Source organism: Bacillus massilinigeriensis (assembly GCF_900117315.1).
Lineage (GTDB): Bacteria > Bacillota > Bacilli > Bacillales > Cytobacillaceae > Bacillus_BE > Bacillus_BE massilionigeriensis.
The window spans coordinates 4024125-4041267 of record NZ_LT630337.1 but is presented as its reverse complement, the minus strand read 5'-3'; the positions used below and the strand labels follow the sequence as shown (position 1 = coordinate 4041267).

Here is a 17143-nt window from a genome sequence, read left to right as displayed (position 1 = left end):
TATAACGCTTGCAGCATAAGTTAAAGTGAGAACGGATATCCCCTAGATAAAAAGGAAGTGTTATAGTGGCTGGGAAAATCAAAAACTATTTTGCAGGTGGGAATACGGCTCGTGGATTTTTCAGCTTATATGAGTCGAACCTCGAAGGATTAGCACGAATATTTATTCTTAAAGGCGGCCCAGGAACAGGAAAATCTACACTTATGAAAGAAATCGGAAATGAGTGGGTAGAAAAGGGATTTAACATAGAGTTGCTTCATTGCTCTTCAGATAATGACTCCATTGATGGGGTAATTATTCCTGCATTAAAGGTGGGAATTGTCGACGGCACAGCACCTCATATTATTGAACCAAAGGCTCCAGGTGCTATCGAGGATTACGTGAACCTAGGAGAAGCATGGGATTCAGATAAACTATCTCGTTATACGAGTGAAATTTTATCATTAAATAAGCAAATCGCTGATTCCTTTCAAACGGCTTATCGAGTTTTTGGAGAGGCTTTAGCAGTACATGATGACTGGGAAAAAATCTATATAGAAAATATGGATTTTGATAAGGCAAATGAGCTAACAGACAAATTACTAAAACAGTTTTATGGAAACATGTCGTTAAATAAAAAAGCGGATGTCCGCCATCGATTTTTAGGTGCTGCAACTCCAAAAGGTGCAGTGGACTTTGTCCCTAATCTGACGGAGGATATTCAAAAAAGGTATTTTATTAAAGGAAGAGCGGGCAGCGGGAAATCAACTTTACTGAAAAAACTGGCCTCCGAAGCAGAAAGGCGTGGCTTTGATGTAGAGGTTTATCACTGTGGCTTTGACCCACATAGCCTAGATATGGTCATTGTTAGGGAGCTGGGGCTGGCAATATTCGATAGCACAGCTCCACATGAGTACTTTCCTTCCCGGGATGGCGATGAAATTGTTGATATGTATGAAAAGGTAATTATGCCTGGAACAGATGAGATCTATTCTGATCGGATCGCAGAAATTTCAAAGCAATATCGAGCAAAGATGAATGAAGCCATCTCATATTTATCTAAAGCCAAAGCATTGCATGATGACCTTGAGGCCATCTATATTGACGCCATGGATTTTGAAGTAGTGAATCAAATTAAAGACAAAATCAAAGAAGTGATTTTACAGATAGCAGAGTAGGAAGCAGGGGACGGTTCTCTGCTTCCTTTTTAAGTAGGGAGGGTTCTTGCTTCTTTTCTTGTTAGGGATGAAGCAAAGCCGTTTCGATTCTCGAATCGGACAATGAATCCGCTATTTATATTAAATACGGGTAAAATTACAAATTATCGGACACAGATTCCGTTATTCACACAAAAATCATGGGAAAGTGTCTTGATTTTTGTGTGTTAGCGGAACCAGAGTCCGATAACCTCCTAAATACCTGTGTTTTATTAGAAATAACGGAATGAGGGTCCTATAAAAATCGAAAATGTAAAACATGCCCTACCGAAGCAAGCCAAAATTAAAAGGTTTAAAGCGAAGAAGGAAGCGCGGAACCGTCCCCACGCTTCCCGAAGCAAGCCAAAATTAAAAGGTTTAAAGCGAAGAAGGAAGCACGGAACCGTCCCCACGCTTCCTTAATATGAATTTGCTGGTTCGGTTTTTTTGTTTTTCATGTATCCTAACCATAGAACGAGGACGGTAACAATAGCTGTCAAAATATAAGTAATTGGGCCTTTTTCATAATTGAACCATTCCATAATGCGCTTATCGCCGAAGATCATATCACCGGCTGTCCATGCTAGGATACCTGAACCTACATAAGCAATCCAAGGATACTTTTCCATAAAGCTAACAATCAGCTTTGAACCGAATATCATAATTGGAATACTGATTAGAACACCAAAGGCAAGGATGAGTATGCTACCACCTGAAGCACCAGCAACGGCTACAACATTATCAAGACTCATTACGGCATCAGCAGCAATGATGGTTCCAATCGCTTGGATGGTACTATCTTTTGCTGCAGGACCTTTACCATGTTCTTCATGATTATCTAATACTTTATATGCAATGTATAGAAGCAAAAGTCCGCCAAAAAAATGAACAAGTGGAATATTTAATAGCATGACGATAATCGATGCAAAAATAATCCGCAGTACGATCGCACCGCCTGTCCCCCAAAAAATGGCGATATTTCTTTTGTTATGTGGCAATTTTCTTGTCGCCATGGCAATAACAATGGCGTTATCTCCTGATAATATTAAATCAATGGCGATAACCTTTAACAAGGCAATAACAGATGCCATTGACAACGCTAATCCCAAATCCAAAGTGAAACCCTCTTTCTTTTGAATGTTTTTTGTCACAATGTAGAGATGATTACTTACTGCAGTCATAGGGCATCGTAACTAATGATTTTATTTTGAGACAAAAGGCCTCAAATCATCCAGAAAAAATGTGTCTTTAAATAGTTTAATAGATAACTTTCACCCTAGTCCTTCAACTAATCTCTCCTTTTTAGATATGAACTTTTTATACTATCCTAGTTCATATCTTATCAAGGTTAGTTTGATTATTCAAGTATTTTCAATTATAATTTGGTATTGTCATAGTAATTGAAGTTCATATTTATGAGTGATTGCAGGAAGGAGGGATACATGATGGATGGATTTGAAAGAAGAAGGCAGGATAAAAAAAGAGCGATTTTGGCTGCTGCACACGAGCTTTTCAATAAATATGAATTCGATAAAGTCAATGTATCCGAAATTGCAAAACAAGCTCATGTTTCTAAGGTGTCCATTTATAATTTTTTTAAAAGCAAAGAAAATTTGCGTAGGGAAATTATGAAAGGGGTAATGGATAAAGGTTTGGGGGAACTAAAAGAGTTGGTCTCTACAAAAAAGCCATATATAGAGAAGATCCCTGAATATATAAAATTGGGGATTAATTTTAATATCAATTTCAATATTGAGTTCTTTTTTGATGCTGTTGAAAGTGATGCGGCCTTAAGGGAATATTTCGATGGTTACTTAAAAAAACATACTGAATTATTATTTGCCTTTATCGAAGAAGGTAAGGCTGAGGGATATTTTGACGCAAGTATTTCAAATAAGGCGATTATTTTATACATAGATATGTTTCAGAGCTACTTTTTAAATAATAAATCAATTAGAAAGGATTTAGAAAATGCCCCTGAATTAGCGAAGGAAGTTCATTTATTATTTTTTGACGGCCTTATAAGAAACTAAAGGAAAAATGATTACGGACTCATACTAGCCTCCATATTCAAAAAAATCTCGTTCGCTTCGTTTGTGGTTATCCCAAATCTTTTACTAGCAACTTGGGCAATTTCTAGATTTGGGAGTTTTGGTACATCATTCTCTTTTTGTTCAGCTGTTTCCTGATATTTCTTTTTCATAAAGGAATGAATTTCTTCATAAAAATGCTCTTTCTCACTTGTAAGGGAAGCCTGCATTTTAAGAATTAATTCTCTATTTGTGTATTTTTCATCCGAATTATTTATTTTCTTCCTAGAACCGGATTCTTCAGAACTGATTGAAGAACAAGCTGTAAAAATGATGATCATCATAGCTAAAAGTTGTCCAAGTACTCTCCTCATTTATACTACACCCCTAGAATTATTCTTACTTCAACAAATATATTCTCTTCATTTCTTTAATAGTCCTAAGTAGCATAAATTTGTAATGCTGGTTATTGAGCCATAAAATATGACTATAATATGCTTAGCAGATAGGAGGATTGCTTTGAAAAATATAGATCAGTTAATTTCAATATTTGAAGCAAACCGAAATGAAGAAAATGCCGTGCCTATGTCTAATTATATGAAAAACAATTTCCCATTTTTAGGAATTAAAAAGCCAGAGAGAAGTCAGTTAATGAAGCAATTTTTTAAGGAAAGTGGAATTTTACAGCAACCTTTTCAAGAAGAGTTTGTCCGTGCATGCTGGAAGAAGGAAGAAAGGGAATATCAGTATGCAGCCATGGATTATATGGAGAAGGCATTAAAAAAGTTGAACAAGCAGCATGTCCCATTTATAGAGCAGTTAATTACGACAAAATCATGGTGGGACTCGGTTGATATATTGGCGCCAAAGCTTATCGGAAAAATATCATTAGAAAGTCCAGAGATGATCAATGAAACGATTAATCACTGGTCAAAAGGTGAAAATATTTGGCTTAAACGTTCGGCTATTTTGTTTCAGCTTAAATACAAGGACAAAACAAACGAAGAGCGATTATACCACTACATTCGTGAAAATTCCGCGAGCACGGAGTTCTTTATTCAAAAGGCGATGGGTTGGGCGTTAAGGGAATATTCAAAGACCAATCCTGAATCAGTAAAGCAATTTATTTCATCGCTTCAGCTTCCAAAGCTAACCATTCGAGAAGGAAGTAAGTACATATCGTAGGAATAAGAGAGAATAACAAAAATGAAGGAGAAATAAAATGATTAAATGTATTGCAACAGATATGGATGGAACATTATTAACCCCTGATCAGAGAGTGACGGAGGAAAATATTCAGGCAATCAAGCAGGCTCAATCTTTAGGAATCGAAGTCGTCATTGCAACAGGAAGATCCTATCAGGAGGCAACATTTGTATTAGAGGATACCGGGCTTATCGTTCCGTTCATTTGTGTAAATGGTGCCGAGGTTCGATCATCTCAAGGGGAAGTAATTACATCAAATCCATTGGATAAGGAACTTGCGAAAGCGGCAAATCATATACTTGATGAACACGAAATATATTATGAGGTTTATACGAATAATGGAAGCTATACGAGTGACCTTGAAAAATCAATAACGACATTGGCAAATATTATTACAAGTGCGAATCCAGACATCAATATTGAATATGTTAGAAAAAGGGCAGAGGAAAGATTACTTAAAGGATTGGTTCACGAGATTGAAAACTACGATTTACTGATAGAAAGTAATGATCACGAAATATATAAAATGCTAGCCTTTGCCAATAGGAAGTCACAATTAACCTCATCCGCAACGAATCTTGATAAAATTCAAGGTTTATCTGTAAGTTCATCTGGCTATAACAATATTGAATTGACCAGTGTACACGCACAAAAAGGATTAGCATTAGAGGCTTTTGTTAATAAAAGAGGCATATCACTTGAAGATACTATGGCAATAGGTGATAACTTCAATGATTTATCCATGTTAAAAAAGGTCGGAAGAGCGGTAGCAATGGGCAATGCCGAGGAAAAGATAAAAGCAGAATGCCATTATGTAACAGCTACGAATATGGAAAGTGGTGTCGGAAAGGCAATTTTAGAAGCCATTAGGAGGAATTAAATGAAAAAAGGCTTGTCTGTATTGATGTCGATATTAATCTTAGCCGGATGTTCAAGCGGCAATATACAGCAGGAGAATAACTCTAACTATAAAAAAGAGGATCAAGAAGTGACGGTTCCGTCGAGGGAGATCAAAGTGCTGGCGAATAAGCTTCAAATCCCATGGTCCATCAATAAACATGGGGATACCTTTTATCTTAGTGAAAGAACCGGAACGATTGTGAAGTATTCAGGTGGAAGCAAAATCCGTCAAAAGGTGAATTTAAAGAAACCTCTAGCACAGGCAGCAGAGGCCGGTTTACTAGGCCTTGTTCTCTCTCCAGATTTTTCAAAAAATACAACGGCCTTCGCTTACTATACCTATAAGGATGAAAGCGGACAATTTAATCGTATTGTGATGCTTCATTTAGAGGGGAATGTGTGGCAGGAAGGGAAGCTGTTGCTAGATAAAATCCCTAGTGGAGATTTTCACCATGGCGGAAGATTAGAAATAGGCCCAGACGGCTTGCTTTATGCAACCACTGGGGATGCAGCGGAAAGGCCGGAAATTGCACAGGATCTCAATTCTTTAGGCGGAAAGATCTTAAGATTAAATTTGGATGGTTCCATACCGGGAGATAATCCCTTTCCAAACTCTTATGTATACAGCTATGGTCATCGCAACCCGCAAGGACTAACATGGGCACCTGATGGGGCATTTTATGCGAGTGAACATGGACCCTCTGCACATGATGAAATCAACCGTATTGAAGCAGGGAAGAATTACGGCTGGCCACTAATTCAGGGCAATGAAAAGAGGCAAGGGATGGAAACCCCAATATTTCAATCGGGAAATGATACATGGGCTCCATCAGGAATGGCGTATCATAACGGGAAAATATATGTCGCAACGCTCCGTGGGAATGCTGTAAGAATGTTTGATCCAAAGACAGGCGAAACGAGAGAGGTCATTACTGGACTTGGGCGCATTCGGGATGTCCTCATTGAAGGGAATATATTGTACTTTGTAAGCAATAATACTGATGGACGTGGCCATCCAGATGAAGATGATGATAAGCTTTATGCTATACCTTTAGAGGATTTGTGAACGCGGAGAATAATCAGTTGGATTAGTAACGAAGGTATAGGAATGATGCCCATATTTCCCACTTGCCAGCTTATCTATAATAATGTTATATTAACAAAGCGATGAGCTAAATTGTGTAAGTCGACTGACAACCCTTCAGGGAATGCACAATGTGGAGTGCAGTCATGTCGCCACAATTCGAACAAAAAAGATGCCTACTATGGCATCTTTTTTGTTTAGTTTTTTAGCTATTATATAATTCAATCTCCAAAGAATTCACCTGTGAAACAAGCAATTCCTCATATTTTTTCTGTGCTAAATAATAGATTTCTTGCTCGTTTACTTTTGGATTTTCTTTTTTTACATCGTTAATTATATCACTCTGGACCTTTTGTGAAAGAACGATGAGCTTGTACTGAGATTTTTCCTTATCCCAGAATTTTTTCTCGCCAAATTCTTTAATCATTTTTTGAGCTACCTTTGATTTATTGTATTGTAAACGGGCCTTTTCTAATTCAGCAGTGACTTCTTTAGTACTTGCCTTATCACCTTTTTCTTCGGCAAGTAAAGCAACAGAGCGAAGGCGAATAATCTGGGTTAGTAGCTGGTTCTTATTTTCATTGAGCTTTTCTTGGCTATCCCAGTAGTTCATTGCTTCCTTTAAGGCATCACCTTTGTAATTTTGCTCATCAGTTTCTCGTCCAATAGCAATATGCAACTTATTGATAAAAGAATAAAACTCTAAATCCTGTTCGGTTACCCAATCACCTTCTATTGTTGCAACTCCTTTTGGCTCCTTAACAGTTTCTTTAATTACCTTTTCTACCTTTTCTCCATCCTTTTCAAGAGATAGAACAATCTCGTAATCTCCATTCATAGGAAGAGCAATATTTCCAGAATAGAGGCCATTCTTTTCCTCCTGAAGTGGTATGGACTCTGATCCATGATCCATGTTTGCCATTGAAAACTCCGCATTAACCTTTAAATCCTTGACCATCTTGTTGTCATCTGTCACTTTTATTTGGAAGGAGGTTTCCTTATCCTTTTGATAGTAAAGATCCTTTGTTACCTCAACCTTCCAATCCTTATCTGTTCCACAGCCTGCTAAAATCGCAAGCAGAAGAATCATTGGTATATCTAACCTTTTCATTCAACCTTCACCCCTAAATTCTCCGTTTTCATAAACTCTTCAACACCATATTTCGTTATTTTCCGCTCATTTAAAAATGCGACAGAAGTACATAATTGCTTGATTTCATCGAGATGATGGGAGGATATTAGAATGGTTTTATCCTTCAGTGACCTTAATGTTTCGATGACCTCTTTTCTCCCGATTGGATCAAGTCCGCTCGTAGGTTCATCTAATAAAAGAATGTCCGAATCCTGATATAAGGTTATGGCAATCCCTAGTCGTTGAAGCATCCCTTTTGAGTAATTTTTAATTGCCTTATCACGGTCATCCCAGAGTTTTACAGCGCTCAGTAGTTCTTCCATTTTCCCTTCGTTCACCTGACTGGAGCCTGCCCTTGCAAAGAACATCATATTCTCCCAGCCTGAAAGGGAGGGGTAGAGCATAAATTTTTCAGGCAGATAGGCAATCTTATTATTAGAACGCCTTTTTCCTGTATACTCTTTCCCACTGATTAAGACCCGCCCCCTTTTCAAAGGTAATAGGCCTAATAATGTTTGAATAAAAGTAGATTTTCCCGCCCCGTTTTTACCAACAAGGGCACACACTTCATTTTTATCAATCGTTAAGTTGATATCATCTAACACACATTTTTTCCCGAAGGATTGGCTGACATTTTCAACAACAATCATTCTGAGCCCTCCTTGCGATGCAATAAAACACCTAAAGTAAAGGAAACGAACAAAGTTAATATCACATTTCCAAGTAAAAATACCCCCGGTTTAGTCCACATGAAGGATTCCAGCAAATTTGACATATGACCAAAGGAATAAATCCCAAGGTTTGACTCCAGATACATTCGTGCTGCTTGGAAAGGGTTTAAGAAAAATAGTAACGAAAACAGCTTAACATTGTCATACGAAACCGATGGAAGATAAGAGAGCAGTATTAGGTCATGTAAAAAGAATAGGTAAAACCAGATGATAATTGAAAATCCCACAATCTGCATTCTTGAACGACTAATACTACCAATAAACAACCCGATTTGCGTAAAAATGGCCATTAAGCATATGAAAGAAAATAAGAATACAAGATACTCTTTTCCATTAATTTGAAAAAGGAACTTAACAGGAACAAGATAAATAAAAAACCAGATAAGCATCGGAATGAGTAGTACCGATTGTACAGCGATGCTTTTTTTCAATAAAAAGCTTGTGTAAGAATCCTGCCTTGTTAACAGCATGATTAAGGTCTTTTGTTCCTTTTCTTGAATGACCGAGAAGGCTCCAAGAAGTAAACAAAGAATAGGAATAATGTATAGCAAAGTATTAAATAGGTTTAAGAGGAGCACCAGAAATCCCTGATCAACAGAAAGAGCAGAGGATGAGAATAGTAAAACGATTGATACAAGAATCATAATGCCAAAAGCTAACCATAGACCTTTTCCTCTTAAATTCTCCTTCCATTCCTTCTCAATAAAATTCATAACGAGCGTCTCCTTTTAACGTAAAAGATGATAGCCGTAACTCCAATAGCCAAAAACCACCATATTGGTTGAATCCTTCCTCCCCCTTTACTAATGAGGGGATAAGAATCTTTAAACATGATTGTTTCCTTTTGCAAATATTTATTTAATTCTTCATAAACGGCAATAGCCGGACTTTTCAAAAATAGGTAGGTTAGTTCTTGCTTTTCCATAAGCTGGTTTAAGGAGGATTGATAGACAACCGAGTGATCTCCGATTCCGTTTTGGTCCAAATCTATCAAAGGAAAATCCTTTCCCCAATCATTGCCCTTTTTATTCAGACTCCAGCTATTTCTTCCCTCACCGCCAATAGATACGGCAGGGATAGTATTTTCTTGAATGGTATTTTCTGTAAATGATTGTTCATTTGAGCTAGCCCATAGCTCAATTCCAATTTGATTCTTAATAATTTCATTGTTGCGATAAAGAATATTTGTCGATTGGTCAATATAAATACCTCTTTGATTTAAGTAGAACTCATTGTTTTCTACCTTTATATCATTTGAAGAAAGTAGAAATAGACCAAAGGAACGATGTCCATAGTTAAAAATAAAACGGTTATGGGATAGTTTGATTCCATTTGAATGCATGATGGTTGCTCCACCTGTATTAAATGTAAAAAGATTATTACTAAATTCATTTCGGTCGGAGTACATATAATGTAGTCCATATCTTGTTTCTCTAATATCATTTCCAATAATGCGGTTGTCGTTAGCATAATCAAAGAACATTCCATCTCTCGTGCCAGAAATAGAATTACTTATTAAAGTATTATGATTAGAATAATAGACATGAAGTCCGTTTCCTTGACTAGCAATCTTATCCTTGCCAGCACCTTCAACATTAACAGCTTGAATAAGATTATGGTGAGACTGGCTTAAATACACTCCATGATAGGAATTACGAATCTGGATATCCTGAAGGGTATTATGATGGGAGTAGAGCTTTATAGCTGCGTATTCCTCTGAGCTATTTCGATTCATGCTACTATTAGCAACGTTCAAATGGTGTAATTCAACATTAGGAGCATGAACGGAAATCACATTTCCCGTTCCGTCCCCTTTAATTAATGTCTTTTCTTTACCGACAATAGTAATTGTCTTCCGAATATCAATGTTTCCAACATACGTTTTATCCTCAAGTCTAATAGTCGCTCCCTCTTCGGCAGAATCAATCATTGCCTGTAAGTTTTTAGTGGCAAAGCTTTTACTAGGTGTAATGATTATGATTAATCCTAATGTAAAGAGTAAAGCAATCATATTTTTCATTTTTTTCGATCCTTCCATAAAGGAATGAGAATAAGAATAAAAGCAGCAATGACGAAATATGTGCCTATACCTAAATAGCTATGAGTGATAAAGTTGGCAAGAGTATTTTCCCCAATAATAGGCGGAACAAACGGATCGACCTCAATCGGAGCATCCGGACTTAATTCAGTTCCATATTTTTTAAGCGAACTGTACAAATCCCAAACCCCGGCGATGCCACCAATGATAAAAATACTAATAAGACCATATAATACTTTCTTGTGTCTTATGACAGCCGTTAACAGGGTAAGGGCAGCGAGGCCACCGATAAGGTAGACAAGATAGCCCAATTCTGGGAAGTTTGCTTCACTGAATTGCTGCATGCCAATATAATGATTCAAACCATTGATAATATCAATTTCACCTTCGAGTTTATTAGGGTAAACGATAATGTTCAAACCCTCTGGATATTGAGGTGCATAAAAAAGCATTCTCCACCAAGGAAAGAACAATGAAACGATGATTAATCCTGCTGCAAGAACAAGTATGATAGTTGATACAATAGATAGTCGATTTTCCTTCAAAGTAAACAGACCTTTCTAGAAAAGTTGAGAGGCTGAAAAGTCGTTTATTCTCCCCTGATTCATAAGGTTTACTTAATCATCAGGAAAGAAGATTCTCTCTTTCAGCCTCCTTTACTTCTAAAACATAGCTTATTTATTAGGTTTAACTAATAGGTATCCAGTCATTTCCTGGTGAAGAGCTGAACAGAAGTTTGTGCAATAAAGTGGGAAAGTACCTGCTTTATTTGCAGTAAATTCAAGTGTATTAGTTTGTCCAGGTTGTACTTCCATATCTAAGTCATAATTGTTAATACCAAATCCATGAGTAATATCTTCGTCAAAGTCTATGTTGGTTAAATGAATAACCACCTTATCACCTTGATTTACTTCAATGACATCTGGTCGCTTTGCTTTATGGTCAAATATGAACTTAGAACGCATCGCAATTCCGTAAACATGTACTTCGTTGCCTTTCCGTACAATTTTTGTATCGTTTTGATTATAAACAGCATCAGGGTTGTTTTTATTCTTAGAATAAACTTCAATTGTTTTGATTTTATCTGCTTTGATCATCTGAGCATAGTGCGGCTCCGGATCTGCTGGTACGGATTGAATGATTTCCATTTTATCCCCAGTTAAATCGATTAGCTGCATAGATTCAGGGTGTGAAGGACCAACAGATAAATACGTATCTTTTGCTAGCTTATTAAGTGATACAATGTATTTTCCGTCTGGAGAGGCCGTGTCTCCTTCTGCAGCTGCCGCATGACCTGGTGAATACTGAACAGGAATTCGATCCAATGTTTTCCCAGTGTTCGGATCCCACTTAACAATTTCAGAAGAAATGAACATGGTTGTATAGGCCATTCCTTTATCATCAAACTGAGTGTGAAGTGGTCCAAGAGCGTTGTCTGGATCTACTTCCCTTTCCATGACAGATTCATATTTAAGAACTGGAATTCCATTACGTTCTTCAGCGAAATCCTTATTTTTAATAGCTTCGAATGCCTTTTCAAAAGAGAACACTGTCATTGCTGGAGCAAGTTTACCGGATGCAATAAATCGTTTGCCATCAGGAGTTACGTCGACACCATGTGGTGATTTGGCAACAGGAACTAAGTAAATTCCGCCTTTTTGTTTTTCAGGGAAGATCACTTTTTGTCCCTTAACGTTCTCATATTCTCCGTTTTTCACCATCTTCTCAAGCTCTTTCCAATTGAAAAGAACGATGTAGTCACGGTCTGCCTTCGATGCATTAATCTCTAAATTAGTGGTAGCTTCTTCCGTATTGTAGGTGGTCATGACCGCCCAATCCCCAGACATTTCTTTACCGGCATCTGAAAGGTCATAGGACCAAGGGGGAAGAGCCACTTGATAAGCAACGTTTAACTTTTGTTTCTTATCATCAAATGTAACAGCAGACATAACTCCGCGATATTTTTCGCTAAATTTGTCTAATGGTTGATACTCACTACCTAGTGGGACTGCAAAACGAGTAGGTAAGAATAAGTACTCTGTGTTTTGTGTGACAAATGCCGCACAGTGCGGTCCACTAGTATTTGGAACTTTAATAATGTCTTTTGTTGTAAAAGTTTTTAAGTCTACAACAGCAGCGCGGCTATTGGCAACATCGGTTGCAAAAAGGTATTTTCCGTTATAATCGCCTTTTGTTTCTGAGATGGCAGGGTGATGTAGGTCTCCCCATGTATAACCACCTAGCATTTCCTTTGATTCTTTGTCATAGCCATAACCGGTTGCTGAATCTGGAGAAAAGACTGGGACTGTGCGTATTTTTCTCATAGATGGCACACCATAAATGAACATTTGTCCTGAGTGTCCACCGGATGCCATTAAATAATATTCGTCCTTTTCTCCGTATGGAACGTACACCTTTTCAGCATTCGTTTTGTTGGAGGCTTGGTTTTTCGCTGAGGTATCAGTTCCTGTTGTAAAATCCCCAAAGAAAACGGTAGCAGCTAGAAATCCTGCTACAAGCCCTGTTGTTGCTGGAACCCATTTTTTCAAATTTGACACCACACTTTCGTTAATATGAATTATTTTTCTGAAGCCTGTTTTAATAATTCTACGACTTGACTAATCTCATCATCAGATAGCGGATTTCCACTGATAACACCTGACATAACAGCAGACGTTGGCTCCTTTAAGAATTCTTCAATTGGCTTCCCATGCTTTCCTTCTACATCCTTGTAGGCTTGGGATAAATCTGGACCAGTGGATCCACCTTGAAGATCTAGTTTCTCAATAGAGTGACAGCCAAGGCAGCCTTTTGATTGGAAAATATTATTTTCAGCTGAAGCAGAAGCTGTTTGAGTTTGTTCCTCAGTTTTTCCTTCTGATTTTTGCTCATTGCTGCTACTTTCCTTAGCTGCAGCTTCGGAGTTGACATCGGTTGTTTGCTCAGTAGTAGCCGCGGTGTTCGTTTCTTTTTCAGCAAGCAATATATCAAAAACTAAATAACCGATTCCAAGACCGATTACAGCAAAAATGAAGAATTGAATAATGGCCTTTTTCATTCTGTTCCCCCCTTGAATGAATTTATTTATACCTTTCCATATTAAATGGAAGGGATAATTTTGATAGTGATACACTTCACATTAGAATGTGAAGTTTTTGTGAAATAGAAACAGTTTAAGAATTTGAAAGCGCTTTGAAAAGAGTTGAAAATTTGTGAATTATATCACAATAAAACTAAATAATAATATATAAAATGAATGTATGAGAGAAAGTTCTAAGGAGGCATTAATGTGATAACTGAGATGATAGACCCACATATAAGAGTAATTAAAAAGTCCAATATAGAAGATTTTTTAGGAAAAATAACTGCATTTAAAGATTTACCAAAGGAATCTATAAAAATATTAGATAAACGTGTGATGAAATCAAAATATAAAAAAGGGGAACATCTATTTACAGAATTTGACAAGGCCAAAGGCGTCTTCTTTGTTGATACGGGAATTGTAAAGCTAACGAAGCAGGATGAAAATGGGAATGAAATCATTGTTTGTATGAAGAAGCAAGGGGAGATATTTGCTGAGGCCTGCCTATTCAATAAGGAAAGAAGCTGTTATCCGGCAACAGCCACAATGGTTCAGGATGGAGAAATCTATTTCTTAAACACAGAAAAGCTTGAAGAGGAGATTATCCATTCTCCTGAGCTAGGTGTGAGGATGATCCACTATATGAGCGATGCCTTAAGAGACATGACCTTATCCTTAAGGGATGTCGCCATGCTTGATGTGTACACAAAAACAGTAAAAACATTGGTTAAATTAGCGAATAAATTCGGAGAAATTGATGGAAATCAGATGCATCTAGAGCTTCCAATTACGGTTCAAGAGCTGGCAACATTAGTCGGGAGCTCGAGAGAAAGTGTGAGCAGAGTCTTTACTAGATTAAAAAAAGAAGAGGTTATGGAAGTATCAGGAAGAAGCATTACAATTTATGACTGGGATGGTTTCTGTTCCCTTTCGAATAAGCAATCATCTGCAACATGATTATAAAAAAGGAAAACCCTGACGCTGTTTTTGGTCAGGGTTTTATACGTTGATTGGTGTTTGTAAAGGGTTAGAATTTATAAGTCCAAAATCGTTCATTATGAATCCATGCCATGATTTTTGGATCCTTGCTATTATACTTTTCTTCCGTATCCCCATACATGTATTGAGTTTGTGATAGATGGGCCTTCATAGCAGCAATTTTTTGACTTGCAGCGGCACTCACATCATTGATGATATCAGGTTGACCAAGCTCATCAATGCAATTATTGGAAAAAGCAACGCAATGGAGCTTCGGCCTTTTTTCATTAGGCATGCGTTCAACGGCTCTAACAACAGCAGCGCCTGTTGCATCATGATCAGGATGGACGGAGTATCCAGGGTAAAAGGTAATAATTAAGGAAGGATTGACTTCATCGATGATATCAGCCATTTCACTCGTTAACTTTTCCTCATCCTCAAATTCAACTGTTTTATCCCGATAACCAAGCATTCTCAAATCTTGTATTCCAAGAGCCTCTGCAGCATTTAATAATTCCTGCTTTCGAATGAGTGGAAGTGACTCCCGTGTAGCAAATGGTGGATTTCCAAGATTTCTCCCCATTTCTCCAAGGGTTAAGCAAGCATAAGTTACAGGTGTTCCATTTTTCGTATGAGAGGCAATTGTACCGGAAACCCCGAATGCCTCATCATCAGGATGGGGAAATACGACTAAAACATGACGTTCTTTTTCCATTTTTAGAGCTCCTTTCTTATTTATAATTGATCTCTATTCAAATGGAGTCTTACTAATTTCTAAGGCAACAGCTAGCTTTCCTTCAAAATCATGTCCGGCTAAAAGCAGGCGGTCCTTTTCATCTACTTCAAAATGTGTAATTCCCTCCGCATAAACCCAGCCAATTTGCATTTTTAGTCCAACTCGGTATGGCCCACTACCGGTAATTTTCCCATGCTCATAACGGATCAGCGCATTACGGATATAGGCACCAGATGAGAAAAATGATTCATCACGATGGGAAGCATAAGCCCCGTTGGTTGTTTCAAGATGAACATAAACGTTTTGACCCGCAAATCGGTCGAGCTCTTTTTGAATTTGTTCCGTCACTACATTCTCCATTTGAATAACCTCCTTTTTATAGGTTGGGATTGTTTGACATTAGAAAGATATTATTATCTTACTAAAAACAGAGGAAAAAGCGAAATAGATAGCACTATTTATTTTTTTTAGATGGGCGGTTAAGGAAAGGTTTTTTAAAAACAATAAAAAAAGCCTCCATTTGTAAGAAAATAGAAGCCTTTCTATGTTAATCTATCCTAGTCTTGTCCCATTTGGTACTGGTTTTTCAGGTTGAGCAAGTACAGGTATAAGACCATCTGCATAGCCAATATCAAAAAGCATTCCTTCAGAAAGCTCACCGGCCATTTTCCGTGGTGCAAGGTTGACAACAAATAATGCTTGTTGTCCTTCGATTTCTTTAGGGTTTTCTCTTTCACCCTTCATCCCTGTTAGTATCGTCCTGGAAAAATCCCCAAAATCAACGGTTAATCTAATAAGTTTCCTTGAATTTTCTACATCCTCGACTAATTTAATTGTGCCAACTCGAATATCAACCTTATCTAGCTCATCAATGCTAATAGTAGGTTTTACCGGTGCTGTCATAGTCATTTCTCCTATTCATAGATTCAATAGATGTTTTAGGTATAACTTAATCGGAAAGCATTAATTGGAAGAAGTAAATATCCTAATATTTTGATTATCTCTTATTGGTAAAAATACAACAAGATATTTAGGAGAGACTTATTAAAAATACTCTAACAGGCATCGTCTATATGCTTTATCAGAATCAAGAAAATAAAAAAGGATAGACAAAGCTAATGAAGTTCAGCTCCCATCTATCCTTTTCTTTTATCTTAAAACATATAACCTATTTTGAAGCCTGCTCAGCTTCCAAACGTCCCGCACCATAAGTACGATATGCACCATGCATGGTGGGTCCGACATATTCATTTAATTTAAATCCATGGCTGATGGCTGCGGTGATAAAGTGCTTCGCAACATCAATTGCCTCAAGGACAGATTTCCCTTTGGCTAATTCGGCAGTAATGGCAGCAGAGTAGGTACATCCTGCACCGTGGATATAAGTTGTATCAATCCGTTCGCCTTCAAATAGCTTGAAATCCTTGCCATCAAATAATAAATCAACAGCTTTTTCATGTTGTAGCTTACTGCCACCTTTAATCATCACGTATTTAGCGCCAAGATCATGAATCTTAACAGCTGCCTCTTTCATATCATCGATTGTACGGATTGGACCTGTTTTTGATAATTGCCATGCCTCGAATAGGTTTGGAGTCACAACCGTTGAACGAGGTACGAGTAGCTCACGTATGGCATCAGCTGTATCTGGTTGAAGTACCTCATCTTCTCCCTTACATACCATAACAGGGTCAATTACAACCTTATCTAATTTATTTTCATCAATCGTTTTTGCAACGAGCTCGATTGTTTCTACTGAACCTAGCATTCCTGTTTTCATTGCATCGACACCTATAGAAAGAACAGTATCCAGCTGTGCCTTCAATGTTTCAATCGCAATAGGAGTAACGTTATGATGCCATCCGTTTGGATCCATGGTAACAATTGTTGTTAAAGCGGTCATTCCGTAAACGCCAAGCTCTTGAAAAGTTTTTAAATCAGCTTGCATCCCTGCACCGCCACTAGTGTCAGAACCAGCAATGGTTAAAGCCTTTTTCATGGTCATATGTACAACCCCCTTGAAGTTTAAAGTAAGATTAATTAAATCCTAG

General features: G+C 37.5%; 19 protein-coding genes. 6 read left to right on the top strand and 13 right to left on the bottom strand.

What is annotated here, in order from left to right; genetic code table 11:
* Positions 1-65 precede the first annotated feature (65 nt).
* Positions 66-1157 (top strand): PRK06851 family protein, encoded by a 1092-nt coding sequence (locus tag BQ6100_RS19935; protein ID WP_075983269.1) that lies wholly within the window; start codon positions 66-68, stop codon positions 1155-1157.
* Positions 1158-1594: 437 nt separating this feature from the next.
* Here the strand turns inward: BQ6100_RS19935 and BQ6100_RS19930 are convergent, their stop codons facing one another.
* Positions 1595-2266 carry a TerC family protein gene (locus BQ6100_RS19930; protein ID WP_075983651.1) on the bottom strand — a complete coding sequence of 224 codons (672 nt, stop codon included), beginning with the start codon at positions 2264-2266 and terminating at the stop codon, positions 1595-1597.
* A gap of 354 nt (positions 2267-2620) precedes the next feature.
* Here BQ6100_RS19930 and BQ6100_RS19925 point away from each other — a divergent pair, with 354 nt between their 5' ends.
* A complete protein-coding gene (locus BQ6100_RS19925; RefSeq protein WP_075983268.1) occupies positions 2621-3208 on the top strand; it encodes a TetR/AcrR family transcriptional regulator in 588 nt (195 codons plus the stop codon).
* A gap of 11 nt (positions 3209-3219) precedes the next feature.
* Here BQ6100_RS19925 and BQ6100_RS19920 read toward each other — a convergent pair whose 3' ends face one another.
* Complete coding sequence (locus BQ6100_RS19920) at positions 3220-3579, bottom strand: hypothetical protein (protein WP_075983267.1); 360 nt, start codon at positions 3577-3579, stop codon at positions 3220-3222.
* A 109-nt stretch (positions 3580-3688) separates the two neighbouring features.
* Here BQ6100_RS19920 and BQ6100_RS19915 point away from each other — a divergent pair, with 109 nt between their 5' ends.
* Genes BQ6100_RS19915 through BQ6100_RS19905 form a run of 3 tightly spaced genes read left to right on the top strand, consistent with a single transcriptional unit; the run spans position 3689 to position 6377 of the window.
* On the top strand, positions 3689-4390 hold the full coding sequence (locus BQ6100_RS19915) for a DNA alkylation repair protein (RefSeq protein WP_075983266.1): 702 nt from the start codon (positions 3689-3691) through the stop codon (positions 4388-4390).
* 37 nt (positions 4391-4427) lie between these two features.
* Positions 4428-5291 (top strand): Cof-type HAD-IIB family hydrolase, encoded by an 864-nt coding sequence (locus BQ6100_RS19910; protein ID WP_075983265.1) that lies wholly within the window; start codon positions 4428-4430, stop codon positions 5289-5291.
* A complete protein-coding gene (locus tag BQ6100_RS19905; RefSeq protein WP_075983264.1) occupies positions 5292-6377 on the top strand; it encodes a PQQ-dependent sugar dehydrogenase in 1086 nt (361 codons plus the stop codon).
* 223 nt (positions 6378-6600) lie between these two features.
* Here the strand turns inward: BQ6100_RS19905 and BQ6100_RS19900 are convergent, their stop codons facing one another.
* The 7 genes from BQ6100_RS19900 to BQ6100_RS19870 all read right to left on the bottom strand — a co-directional run bounded on the left by BQ6100_RS19900 (position 6601) and on the right by BQ6100_RS19870 (position 13354).
* A complete protein-coding gene (locus BQ6100_RS19900; protein ID WP_075983263.1) occupies positions 6601-7506 on the bottom strand; it encodes a FixH family protein in 906 nt (301 codons plus the stop codon).
* Complete coding sequence (locus BQ6100_RS19895) at positions 7503-8177, bottom strand: ABC transporter ATP-binding protein (protein ID WP_075983262.1); 675 nt, start codon at positions 8175-8177, stop codon at positions 7503-7505. The genes BQ6100_RS19900 and BQ6100_RS19895 overlap by 4 nt, the downstream gene beginning before the upstream one ends.
* A complete protein-coding gene (locus tag BQ6100_RS19890; RefSeq protein ID WP_075983261.1) occupies positions 8174-8971 on the bottom strand; it encodes an ABC transporter permease in 798 nt (265 codons plus the stop codon). Before BQ6100_RS19890 ends, BQ6100_RS19895 begins: the two co-directional genes overlap by 4 nt.
* Positions 8968-10278 (bottom strand): nitrous oxide reductase family maturation protein NosD, encoded by a 1311-nt coding sequence (nosD, locus tag BQ6100_RS19885; protein ID WP_075983260.1) that lies wholly within the window; start codon positions 10276-10278, stop codon positions 8968-8970. The genes BQ6100_RS19890 and nosD overlap by 4 nt, the downstream gene beginning before the upstream one ends.
* Positions 10275-10841 (bottom strand): hypothetical protein, encoded by a 567-nt coding sequence (locus tag BQ6100_RS19880; protein ID WP_075983259.1) that lies wholly within the window; start codon positions 10839-10841, stop codon positions 10275-10277. Before BQ6100_RS19880 ends, nosD begins: the two co-directional genes overlap by 4 nt.
* A 129-nt stretch (positions 10842-10970) precedes the next feature.
* Complete coding sequence (nosZ, locus tag BQ6100_RS19875) at positions 10971-12845, bottom strand: Sec-dependent nitrous-oxide reductase (RefSeq protein WP_075983258.1); 1875 nt, start codon at positions 12843-12845, stop codon at positions 10971-10973.
* 29 nt (positions 12846-12874) lie between these two features.
* Positions 12875-13354, bottom strand: a complete 480-nt coding sequence (locus BQ6100_RS19870; RefSeq protein WP_075983257.1) for a c-type cytochrome — start codon at positions 13352-13354, stop codon at positions 12875-12877.
* Positions 13355-13585: 231 nt separating this feature from the next.
* Here BQ6100_RS19870 and BQ6100_RS19865 point away from each other — a divergent pair, with 231 nt between their 5' ends.
* Positions 13586-14335: a Crp/Fnr family transcriptional regulator gene (locus tag BQ6100_RS19865; protein WP_235816558.1), complete on the top strand. Its 750-nt coding sequence runs from the start codon at positions 13586-13588 to the stop codon at positions 14333-14335.
* A 70-nt stretch (positions 14336-14405) separates the two neighbouring features.
* Here the strand turns inward: BQ6100_RS19865 and bshB2 are convergent, their stop codons facing one another.
* The 4 genes from bshB2 to pdxK all read right to left on the bottom strand — a co-directional run bounded on the left by bshB2 (position 14406) and on the right by pdxK (position 17097).
* Entirely contained in the window at positions 14406-15071 is a 666-nt protein-coding gene (gene bshB2, locus BQ6100_RS19860; RefSeq protein WP_075983256.1) for a bacillithiol biosynthesis deacetylase BshB2, read from the bottom strand.
* A 33-nt stretch (positions 15072-15104) separates the two neighbouring features.
* Positions 15105-15452 (bottom strand): YojF family protein, encoded by a 348-nt coding sequence (locus tag BQ6100_RS19855; protein WP_075983255.1) that lies wholly within the window; start codon positions 15450-15452, stop codon positions 15105-15107.
* 192 nt (positions 15453-15644) lie between these two features.
* Positions 15645-15995: a tRNA-binding protein gene (locus tag BQ6100_RS19850; protein WP_075983254.1), complete on the bottom strand. Its 351-nt coding sequence runs from the start codon at positions 15993-15995 to the stop codon at positions 15645-15647.
* Between the two features lie 265 nt (positions 15996-16260).
* Positions 16261-17097: a pyridoxine/pyridoxal/pyridoxamine kinase gene (pdxK, locus tag BQ6100_RS19845; RefSeq protein WP_075983253.1), complete on the bottom strand. Its 837-nt coding sequence runs from the start codon at positions 17095-17097 to the stop codon at positions 16261-16263.
* Positions 17098-17143 lie beyond the last annotated feature (46 nt).

Coding starts and splice junctions, on each gene's coding strand:
- pdxK (WP_075983253.1), bottom strand. CDS start 17,097: ATGACCATGAAAAAGGCTTTAACCATTGCTGGTTCTGACACTAGTGGC.
- BQ6100_RS19930 (WP_075983651.1), bottom strand. CDS start 2,266: ATGGCATCTGTTATTGCCTTGTTAAAGGTTATCGCCATTGATTTAATA.
- BQ6100_RS19915 (WP_075983266.1), top strand. CDS start 3,689: ATGACTATAATATGCTTAGCAGATAGGAGGATTGCTTTGAAAAATATA.
- BQ6100_RS19890 (WP_075983261.1), bottom strand. CDS start 8,971: ATGAATTTTATTGAGAAGGAATGGAAGGAGAATTTAAGAGGAAAAGGT.
- BQ6100_RS19870 (WP_075983257.1), bottom strand. CDS start 13,354: ATGAAAAAGGCCATTATTCAATTCTTCATTTTTGCTGTAATCGGTCTT.
- BQ6100_RS19905 (WP_075983264.1), top strand. CDS start 5,292: ATGAAAAAAGGCTTGTCTGTATTGATGTCGATATTAATCTTAGCCGGA.
- BQ6100_RS19925 (WP_075983268.1), top strand. CDS start 2,621: ATGGATGGATTTGAAAGAAGAAGGCAGGATAAAAAAAGAGCGATTTTG.
- BQ6100_RS19900 (WP_075983263.1), bottom strand. CDS start 7,506: ATGAAAAGGTTAGATATACCAATGATTCTTCTGCTTGCGATTTTAGCA.
- BQ6100_RS19910 (WP_075983265.1), top strand. CDS start 4,428: ATGATTAAATGTATTGCAACAGATATGGATGGAACATTATTAACCCCT.
- BQ6100_RS19895 (WP_075983262.1), bottom strand. CDS start 8,177: ATGATTGTTGTTGAAAATGTCAGCCAATCCTTCGGGAAAAAATGTGTG.
- bshB2 (WP_075983256.1), bottom strand. CDS start 15,071: ATGGAAAAAGAACGTCATGTTTTAGTCGTATTTCCCCATCCTGATGAT.
- BQ6100_RS19855 (WP_075983255.1), bottom strand. CDS start 15,452: ATGGAGAATGTAGTGACGGAACAAATTCAAAAAGAGCTCGACCGATTT.
- BQ6100_RS19920 (WP_075983267.1), bottom strand. CDS start 3,579: ATGAGGAGAGTACTTGGACAACTTTTAGCTATGATGATCATCATTTTT.
- nosD (WP_075983260.1), bottom strand. CDS start 10,278: ATGAAAAATATGATTGCTTTACTCTTTACATTAGGATTAATCATAATC.
- BQ6100_RS19850 (WP_075983254.1), bottom strand. CDS start 15,995: ATGACAGCACCGGTAAAACCTACTATTAGCATTGATGAGCTAGATAAG.